General features: G+C 41.0%; 11 protein-coding genes. 4 read left to right on the top strand and 7 right to left on the bottom strand.

Features of this window, described 5'->3' with window-relative positions; all coding sequences use genetic code 11:
- Positions 1 to 208 precede the first annotated feature (208 nt).
- The 3 genes from ABI367_RS02750 to ABI367_RS02740 form a co-directional block, all read right to left on the bottom strand.
- Entirely contained in the window at positions 209 to 1,174 is a 966-nt protein-coding gene (locus ABI367_RS02750; protein ID WP_462227984.1) for an acyltransferase family protein, read from the bottom strand.
- 26 nt (positions 1,175 to 1,200) lie between these two features.
- Positions 1,201 to 1,698: a DinB family protein gene (locus tag ABI367_RS02745; RefSeq protein WP_462227983.1), complete on the bottom strand. Its 498-nt coding sequence runs from the start codon at positions 1,696 to 1,698 to the stop codon at positions 1,201 to 1,203.
- Between the two features lie 66 nt (positions 1,699 to 1,764).
- Positions 1,765 to 4,155 carry a glycoside hydrolase family 31 protein gene (locus ABI367_RS02740; RefSeq protein ID WP_462227982.1) on the bottom strand — a complete coding sequence of 797 codons (2,391 nt, stop codon included), beginning with the start codon at positions 4,153 to 4,155 and terminating at the stop codon, positions 1,765 to 1,767.
- Between the two features lie 123 nt (positions 4,156 to 4,278).
- On the opposite strand from ABI367_RS02740, the gene ABI367_RS02735 reads away from it, so the two are divergent.
- On the top strand, positions 4,279 to 4,839 hold the full coding sequence (locus ABI367_RS02735; RefSeq protein WP_462227980.1) for a C40 family peptidase: 561 nt from the start codon (positions 4,279 to 4,281) through the stop codon (positions 4,837 to 4,839).
- Positions 4,840 to 4,866: 27 nt separating this feature from the next.
- Here the strand turns inward: ABI367_RS02735 and ABI367_RS02730 are convergent, their stop codons facing one another.
- The 4 genes from ABI367_RS02730 to trpS form a co-directional block, all read right to left on the bottom strand.
- Positions 4,867 to 5,496, bottom strand: coding sequence for a hypothetical protein (locus ABI367_RS02730; protein WP_462227979.1), 630 nt, complete (start codon positions 5,494 to 5,496; stop codon positions 4,867 to 4,869).
- 25 nt (positions 5,497 to 5,521) lie between these two features.
- A complete protein-coding gene (kdsB, locus tag ABI367_RS02725; RefSeq protein ID WP_462227978.1) occupies positions 5,522 to 6,247 on the bottom strand; it encodes a 3-deoxy-manno-octulosonate cytidylyltransferase in 726 nt (241 codons plus the stop codon).
- Positions 6,248 to 6,326: 79 nt separating this feature from the next.
- Positions 6,327 to 6,941: a deoxynucleoside kinase gene (locus ABI367_RS02720; protein ID WP_462227977.1), complete on the bottom strand. Its 615-nt coding sequence runs from the start codon at positions 6,939 to 6,941 to the stop codon at positions 6,327 to 6,329.
- A gap of 105 nt (positions 6,942 to 7,046) precedes the next feature.
- Positions 7,047 to 8,042: a tryptophan--tRNA ligase gene (trpS, locus tag ABI367_RS02715; protein WP_462227976.1), complete on the bottom strand. Its 996-nt coding sequence runs from the start codon at positions 8,040 to 8,042 to the stop codon at positions 7,047 to 7,049.
- Positions 8,043 to 8,080: 38 nt separating this feature from the next.
- Between trpS and ABI367_RS02710 the strand changes: the two genes are divergently transcribed.
- From ABI367_RS02710 to ABI367_RS02700, 3 genes are all read left to right on the top strand, one after another.
- Positions 8,081 to 8,812 carry a lysophospholipid acyltransferase family protein gene (locus ABI367_RS02710; protein WP_462227975.1) on the top strand — a complete coding sequence of 244 codons (732 nt, stop codon included), beginning with the start codon at positions 8,081 to 8,083 and terminating at the stop codon, positions 8,810 to 8,812.
- Positions 8,809 to 9,099 (top strand): Asp-tRNA(Asn)/Glu-tRNA(Gln) amidotransferase subunit GatC, encoded by a 291-nt coding sequence (gene gatC / locus ABI367_RS02705; protein WP_462227974.1) that lies wholly within the window; start codon positions 8,809 to 8,811, stop codon positions 9,097 to 9,099. Before ABI367_RS02710 ends, gatC begins: the two co-directional genes overlap by 4 nt.
- Before the next feature lie 139 nt (positions 9,100 to 9,238).
- Positions 9,239 to 9,496 (top strand): ATP-binding cassette domain-containing protein (locus tag ABI367_RS02700; protein ID WP_462227973.1); only part of this gene is annotated, 258 nt, incomplete at its 3' end.

The raw sequence follows: 9,496 nt of genomic DNA, 5'->3' as shown, positions 1-9,496 counted from the left end.
GGTGCAAGTAAAAGCCTTATTGATAGTTTCGGCAATCCTTATGCGCCTGGAGTCCCGGTTTTAGAATATTACCGCATGGCTTATACGCCCCAACAGGCTATATTATTAGGCGTAAAACCTTTTCCATATATGGTCAATTGGATCAATCAAACGCCTATGAATGTCACGCCAGATTAAATTGGCAATTAGTTGATTTAATAATAAAGTGTTATTTCAATATTTTTTTTGATAGCATAAGAGCGGGGCGCTCAACTAACCAATAAAACATATACGCTGCTATTAAACATATTAGTATTGTAAGTACAAACAGGATGTATTGATTTAAATTATATCTACTAACATATTCAATAAAAAAATTTAACACTTTATTATGGGTTAGATACAGCGAATAAGATATAGTGGCTAAAAATTTAATCACCGATGGCAACCTGGCAATTTTAAGAAACAAAATAACTAAAGTGGCAAGGCAAATTGTTACGCCTAACCTTAATGATACAAATATTGCTATGTAAACTATAATTGGTGCAATAGCAATTATTGCCAGCTTGATGTCAATATGTTTTATGTATACCTTAAATAGAATTATTCCTATTGAAAAATAGGCGAAATTCATATTGCAAAATAAAATGCCCCTGTCGCCATTAATAAAAAACACACAAAGCATTGAAACACTAAGTAGCGCTAATAGTGTGGCGTAAGGTTTTGCCTTGATCAATAAAGGATATAAAAGGCCCAACAATATATAAAATTCCATTTCAACAGGCAGGGTCCAGTAGGCCCCGTCAAACCAATAAGAACCGGGAATAAATGGCACCAGGTAAAATATATGATAGGACAACTCCTTTAGATTACCGGGCGAGAATATCTCCTTTAAAAAAATATACCATACAATTAACATGCACCAGTACGGTATATCTATCCTCAGGCTTCGCTTAACAAAATACTTCCTAAACCCGCTTAAGGTATAATCTGTTTTGTATAAAGAGTAAGGTAATACAAATCCCGAAACAATAAAAAACATATAAACGCCAACATTTCCAATTCGTATAAAATGATTTACCAATTCAATGCTGTGTAAATTGATAACAAAATTTATATGAAGAATTAAAACCAAAGGCGCCGCAATACTCCTTATCAGGGTGATGCTATTTAAATGACCTTGCTTCGCTATCATTTATAATGATAGCGAATATTTCTTGATTATCCCTGTGTAGGCCGGGTTAAAAACACCAACTGCCCGCGGTGATAATTTTCATGACTGGCGCGGCTTAATAGCACGTTAAGTTTATTACGGTTAGGCTCCAGTGCAAAGTCAGCTTCTGATACGCTCATGTGCCTGTCCAGCCACCAATCTGTTGTTTGTTTGGCAAACTCGGCCTCCAGTTTGGCATTGATCTCGTTCCATTTTGCTTTAAGGTCTGCCACTTCGGGCTGGTCACCTGCATTGGTTTCACTTTCGCGGATAAATTTTTCCAGTTCGGGATAAAGTTTATCGCCCAAACCTAAAATAGTAAACAATCCGTCGGACACGGCCACCAAATGCGCCAGTAAATATATACCGCTATTGCGGCCCGGTGCTACCGCGCCTGCATATACTTCGTCGGCGTGTTTGTTAAAAAAGTCGGTAATGTTTTTATTGTTGTCCCGCCAGAAACTGATAACCTGGCCCACAACCTGTTTAACTTGCTGATTTTCCATAAAGCAATAATAACTACTATCTAACGCATAATACCAACTTACAAATTATTTGATATTGTGGTGACGTTATAGTTTTATACTCATTGCCTTGCCATCGTATTCAACCACTTTGTCAGCTTTGCCCGTAACAGCAATTCCAGCTCCGTGCAGCCCGTTAACTTTCACAATTTTGAATGTGTGCTTTTTAAGCATCCCATTAAATCTGCCGTTTGTAGCCGAAATAGTTAAGGTTGATGTTTTATCGGCCCAATTCAGCGTAAAGGTGGCATATTGGCCCTTTTCATAATCATAGCCATCATTCGCATCCTCATAAATCTTAAACGTGCCGTTTGCGCCCGGGTAAACACGCAATTCAATTGGTGCATTCGGTTTTTCGGTAGCATATTCTATATCAGCTGTACCCATTGGTATAATGGAGCCTGCCTTTATATACAGCGGCATTTTGTCAATTGGCGCGTCTGCATCAATGTGCTTCCCTCCTGCTAAAACCTCGCCGTTCCAAAAGTTGTACCATTTCGTTGCTGCCGGCAGGTAAACGTCGCGGGTAGTTTTGCCTTTAGCCGCGTTTTTACCGGTGTATAATTGCTCGGTAACCGGGTTAACCAAAAAAGCCGGACCAAACATATATTGATCAGGAATATTATACACCTGCGGGTCGTCTTTAAAATCAAAAGCTAATGACCGCATCATGGTATAATTATCCAGCGTGGTTTTACCTGCCAGCGAATAGATGTAAGGCAACAAGCGGTAACGCAGCTTATCATAATCCAACAAAATAGCTTTTGTTTTATCATCCCAGTTGTTGGAGAATAGCGCCCGTTCGCCCTTGCCATGTATCCTGAACATAGTACAAAAAGCGCCAAACTGGAACCAGCGCGTAAACAGCTCGCGATTTTCGGGTCTTGACCAATTGGGGGCATTCCAGTTAAGATGGTAACCGCCAATATCCGATGTCCAATACGGTATGCCCGATGCGCAGGCGTTAATACCCTGCGGTACCTGGCTTTTAAAGGCTTTAAATGTACAGGTAATATCGGACGACCAAAGTGTAGTAGCATTGCGTTGCTGCCCGGCAAAAGCCTGACGTATTAAAAAGAAAGCTCGTTTACCGGGAATATCTTTGCGCCACCCCTGGTATAAGCCTTTAGAATGCTCCAGCGAGTAGGTGTTAAAATAATCTATCCCCTTACCTACCGAAAAATTGCTTTTCCGGCGCTCATCCAGCAGGGTACCATTATCAGGTTCGCATTGATCAACCCACCAGGCATCCCAGCCATAACGGGCAATCAGGCTATCGCGTGCCTGTTCCCAATATAACTTTCGTGCTAAAGGGTTATGTGCATCGTAATAGCTATCAAAGGTATGTGTAACCACATTATCCCAGGTTATATCCGTTAAAAACCCATTGCTTTTCATGGCATCGTAGTTGTTGGTGTTTTTACCAAATAAGGGCCAGATGGATATCATGGCATGGATATTATCCTTATGAAGCTGATCAACCATTTGTTTTGGGTGAGGATATCTCGCAGGTGTCATGATATGCGAGCCGATGGGCAGCGGGTCCCAGTAATACCAGTCTTGCACAATGGCATCAACCGGGATATGGTTTTTGCGGTAGTTATCGGCCACGGTTAGTATTTCGGCCTCGCTTTTATAGCGATCCTGCGATTGAAATAGCCCGAAGCTCCATTTAGGGAACATGGGTGCTTTACCGGTAGCTGTACGGTACAGGTCAATAATATGATCGAAATCGGGACCATAAAAAAAGTAATAATCAACCATTTTACCACTTTCGGATACATATTTAAAGCGGGTGTTTCCGCCTTCGGCCCCGAAAAATTGCGATGCCGAATAATTATCCCATAACAAACCATAGCCTTTGGTTGATAACAAAACAGGGATTGCGCCCGTCATGTACTTAATGGCCATACTTTGGTTACGGCCCTTATAGTTGATGGATAAGGTATCTTCGGGATGACAACCCAGCCCGAATAGCGCTTCATTGCCCGGTGAATTGAACTGGCTTTCGCAGTTATAGGTATTGATGCCGGCGATGCTGGCAGGGGTCATGGCCTTGTTTTGCTGATATTCGGACGTGATAACATGGCCCAGCAAGTCGGTATATGTAATAGCATGGGTGGTTTTGTTAACGATCACTTTTAAGCGCGAAGTACTGATAATAACTTCGCCTTTTAGGTCACTCACCGTAAACGGGGCTTTTTGCTGCCAGCTATTATTTACTACCAGCGAAGCCTGCGAGGGGAACGAATTAAGAATAGTGTATTTTACTTCAATGATATCCGCGCGGCGAATATTGATTTGCATAACGCCTTTATCCAGTTTAAAAATAACTGCGTTGGCCGTTTTAGTGTACGACAATACATTGGCGCTGGCGTTGGAATAGCCCATAACAATCATTGCCAATTGCATTAAAAATAGCGGAAAACTTTTTTTCATTACGGTTTATATAGGTTGTATAAATATATAGGTATTATTTGATTTTACCTCTTGCTATACTGAAGAGCGAAGTATTAACCTTAACTAATTTAAACAATACCAGCCTTTTGCTGTACTTCCTGTATGAAAACAAATGGCGGCTATGGTATTGCTTTTTTGATACTTATTGCGTGTAATGGTCCACAGAGAAATTTTCAATCTATAGGTGCTGATACTTCCGGCGTTACGCCAGGGTATACAATCAGCGGGAGCCCCATAACGCATATTAACACCGGCAAAACCACCCCAGCGGAGTTATTAAACTTTGCCAATTCGTTAACGGGAATCCCCTATTTATACGGCTCAACAGACCCAACAAAAGGGTTCGATTGCTCGGGGTTTATCACTTACGTGTTTAACCATTTCAATATCATTGTGCCCCGGCGATCAGTTGATTTTACGGATATGGACCGGGAAATTAATCTTAACGAAGCCAAAACCGGCGATCTTATCCTATTTACCGGCACCGATAGCCTGCAACGGGTAGTTGGACACATGGGCATCATAATAGCCAACAGCGGGCAGCCGTTGCAGTTTATACATTCCACATCGGGCAAAGCCTATTGTGTTACTACAACGCCTTTAAACAGCTATTATATGGGCAGGTATATGAAGACTATTAGGATATTTAAGCAGAATGAATAACAATAATTATAGGAAAAGACTACAATATTAATTACCTGTCCAATCATCTACCCAAACGCCTGTATTATATAAATGCACCAAACTCCTGATCCTATCAAAGGAGAATTTTTTACTGTCCGCATATTTTGTGTAAACTTCGGGCTTGTCCTTCAACAGTTCACCAAAAACATCCTCTCGCTCTTTCCTCGAGCTAATATCCATTCCCGTTAAAAAACTATTAGTTTTTATTTGCTCAAGCTTGCCGTTATTTTTTGACATAAACCAAATTATTATACTGGAGCCACCATAACTGTAAGCACTATACACATTTTTTAAAAATTTATATATCCTAATCGGACCATCTTCTACAACTTGTAAAAATTGAGACTCATCTTCATCGGGCAACAGTATCGACGTATATAATTCTTTCTTTTTTGCATCGTAATATGCTGCAATCTGATTTGGATCAATTGCAACTGCCGATTTCATTTCAGCCGTTTTATAACGCGCTTTGCTATTATTGAAAAAAGAAAAACTTATTTTACAAAATACGGTATCGCCTGATGCCGTAATTAGATAATCCATGTCCTTCTTATTTGGCAATTTTTGTGCATTTACAACTGATCCACTTGCTACAATCATTATAACAATAAAGATCTTTTTAAATAACATTTTCATAAAAGGTTAGTCGGTATGGTTATATTTATTTGATCAGATCCAGATCGGCAGGTGTATCAATAGCATAGGTTTCCAGTTCGGTTTCGGCAACTTTTATGCGATAGCCGTTCTCTATCCAGCGCAGTTGCTCCAGGCTCTCGGCTTTTTCTAAAGGCGATATGGGCAGCTTGGTTATCTGTTGTAAAATATCAGCCCTGTAACCATAAATACCTATATGTTTAAAAAAAGGATAAAACTCCAGCCAGTTCTGCGGCTCCTCGCCCCTTATATGCGGCAGTGCCGAGCGCGAAAAATACACAGCTTCATCCAGTTTATTAACCACCACTTTAGGCGAGTTGGGGTTATGCAGTTCCTGTTCGGTTTTAATGCGTTTTATTAATGTGGCTATCTGCGCATCAGGCGTATTAAAACAGGCGGCCAGTTTGCTTATCTGTTCGGGGTCAATGTAGGGTTCATCACCCTGTATGTTGATGATAACATCATAGTGAGTATAGGCCAAAGCAACTTCGGCACAGCGGTCGGTTCCGCTTTGGTGTGTATCGGCAGTCATTACTACCTCGCCGCCAAAGCTTTTTACGTGGTCAAATATGCGGTGGTCGTCCGTAGCCACAATAACCTCGGTTAAGTCCTGGCATTTTTTACCCTGCTCATAAACCCGCTGTATCATGCTTTTACCCGCAATATCAACCAACGGCTTGCCCGGAAAACGGGAAGAAGCGTAACGAGCAGGAATGATACCGAGGATGTTCATTTTATGTTATGAGTTGTGAGTTGTGAGTTGTGAGTAATGAAACGTTATAAACTTATAACTCAATACTCGTAACTTACCACTAAAACAGTCCGTTTATTTCTCTTTCAATAGCCTGTATAATGGTACCCAGGTCTTCGGTGCTATTGGCAAAATCAAGGTTATCCTTATCTAATATCAATAACTTGCCCAGTTTATAATCCTTTATCCATTTATCGTACTTCTCATTCAATTTTGAAAGGTAATCAATACGGATACCTGCTTCGTACTCCCTGCCACGGCGCTGTATGTTGTTTACCAGCGTAGGTACTGATGCTTTAAGGTAAACCAACAGATCAGGTGGTTTAATGTACTCGGTTATATTATCAAATATAGATTGGTAATTCTCATAGTCGCGCGTAGTCATCAGCCCCATATCGTGCAGGTTCTCGGCAAATATGTAAGCATCTTCATAAATGGTACGGTCCTGCAAAATGTTGTGCCCGCTTTTTTGTATCTCAATAATCTGGCGGTAGCGGCTGTTTAAAAAGTATATCTGCAGGTTAAAGCTCCAGCGTTTCATATCGCTGTAAAAGTCTTCCAGATATGGGTTGTTATCAACGGCTTCATATAACGGATCCCATCCGTAATTTTTGGCCAGCATCTCTGTAAGGGTGGTTTTACCGGCGCCTATGTTTCCTACTATAGCTATATGCATGCTTATTTAGTTCGTGGTTTATGGATGATGGTTCATGGCCATTATTCCATAAATATTTTAACGACTAATATACACTATGAACTATGAACTATCAACAATGAACTACTAAAAACTCCTGAAACCAATAATCTCCCTAACCTCTCTCAAGGTTTTCGAGGCGCTTTCGCGGGCTTTATGGGCGCCTAATTGGGCCACTTTACGCAGGTAGTCCGTATCGGCTGCAATGGCATTTATACGCTCGCGTATAGGTGCGGTGGCGTTTATCATATCTTCGGCCAGTTGCTTTTTTAGGTCGCCGTAGCGTACCTGGCAGGTATTGTACAAGTTATTAAAATGATCATACGTATCCTGGGTTGATACTACCTTCATCAAATCGAAAAGGTTTTGTATCTCTTCGGGCTTCTGCTGGTTTTCAACAGTCGGGCCACCATCAGTTACCGCACGCATCACCTTTTTACGAATAACTTCGGGCGCATCGGCCAGGTAAACGGCATTGCCTTCGCCTTCTGATTTACCCATTTTACCCTTGCCATCCAGCCCGGGTATTTTTACCAGATTGTGGCTAAAGTTAAAAGCTACAGGTTCTTTAAAATATTCGGTGTTATATAAGCGGTTAAAACGGTTACCAAAAGTGCGCGCCATTTCCAGGTGCTGTTCCTGGTCTTTACCTACAGGTACTTTGGTGGCTTTATGTATCAATATGTCTGCCGCCATTAAAACCGGGTAGGTTAGTAAACCGGCATTAACGTTATCCGGATTTGCACGAACTTTATCTTTAAATGAAGTGCTGCGTTCCAGTTCGCCTAAATAGGCGTTCATGTTCATGTACAGGTATAGCTCGGCTATTTCGGGTACGTCTGATTGCACATAGATGGTAGCCTTTTCGGGGTCAATACCTGCTGCCAGGTATTCTACCAGCACGCTTTTAACGCTGCTGTGTAAATTAGCGGGGGTTGGATGGGTGGTTAACGAGTGCAGATCGGCAATAAAAAAATAGCAGTTATACTCATGCTGCATTTTTACAAAGTTTTGTACCGCACCATAATAATTACCTAAATGTAAATTCCCGGTTGACCTAATACCGCTAACAACAGTTTCCATAGCGACGAAAGTAAGTATTTTTTCTATTTTTGAGGGCGATGAAATTGATATTGAAAAAACTGCACTGCCATTTCTACAGATACAGTGTTGGCTTTTTTTTTATACTGCTATGGCCGTTTTTATATTACTTTTCGCGTAAGCCCGGCAGGTACCGCAACATGAACCGTGTGCGCCAGTTATTGGGATATTTTAGTTCGTACCCTTCGGGTATTTTTTACCGGTACCATATTGAGGAACCTATTGATTGGAGCAAAACCTATATTATATGCCCCAACCATACTTCAAATTTAGATCCTACATCTATAAGTCTGCTCATGAAAAACAACTTTTGCTTTATGGGCAAGGAGGAACTGCTTAACACCTTTGCCATAGGCTTATTTTTCAGGACTATTGATATACCGGTTAACCGCGAAAGTAAAATGTCATCCTTCAGGGCTTTTAAAAAAGCTGCAGAAAGGTTGGCTAACGGCACCAGCGTGGTAATATTCCCCGAAGGGAAAATACCTGATAATTACCCACCCAAATTGCATGAATTTAAAAACGGCCCCTTCCGGCTGGCTATTGAATTGAAGATACCCATAATTCCGGTAACCTCGCCGGATACCTGGAAGGTAATGTGGGATACCGGCAAAGAAAAAGGCAGCAAACCGGGTATTTGTAATATATTTGTACATAAGCCTATTGAAACGGCTCATTTAACTATTGACGATGCTGATGCTTTACACGATAAGGTACATGCCATCATCAAACAAAAATTTGAACAAGGATGAATATTGACAGCGAAACCGTAGATAAGATAGCTCATTTGGCCCGCCTGGAACTTGCTGAAAATGAAAAGCAGGAAATGATAGGCGATATGAATAAGATATTGGACTTTATGGCCAAGCTTAATGAAGTGGATACCACCGGCATTGAGCCGCTGGTGTATATGTCGGAAGATGTGAATGTATTTAGGACGGATGAAGTGAAACAGCAGATAACTACCGAAGAAGCTTTGCTGAATGCGCCTAAGCACGATGATAAGTATATCCTGGTAGCAAAGGTTATTGAAAAATAGACCGAAAGTCGGGAAGACCGAAAGTCCGAAAGATTATTTTTGTTCATGCCCATCTTACGGACTTACCGACTTACGCGGACTTTCGGACAAAAATTTTGTAACATTTCGGTAACCACAACAGTCAAATCGACAAAAATAAATGGAGCCACTAATTACCATTAAAGATATCGGACGTAAATATGTGATAGGCAGCGAAGTTATTCATGCCCTTAAATCGGTATCGTTAACTATCAATAAGGGCGAATTTGTGGCCTTGATGGGGCCTTCTGGCTCAGGGAAATCAACTTTAATGAATATTCTGGGTTGTTTGGATACGCCTACAAAAGGTGAATATATTTTGAACGGCATTAACGTAAGCCACATGACTGATAATGAACTGGCTGAAGTTAGAAATACC

The organism is Mucilaginibacter sp. (assembly GCF_039935595.1).
Lineage (GTDB): Bacteria > Bacteroidota > Bacteroidia > Sphingobacteriales > Sphingobacteriaceae > Mucilaginibacter.
Note: the sequence above shows the minus strand (reverse complement) of the source record. Positions and strands in the feature narration are given on the sequence as shown.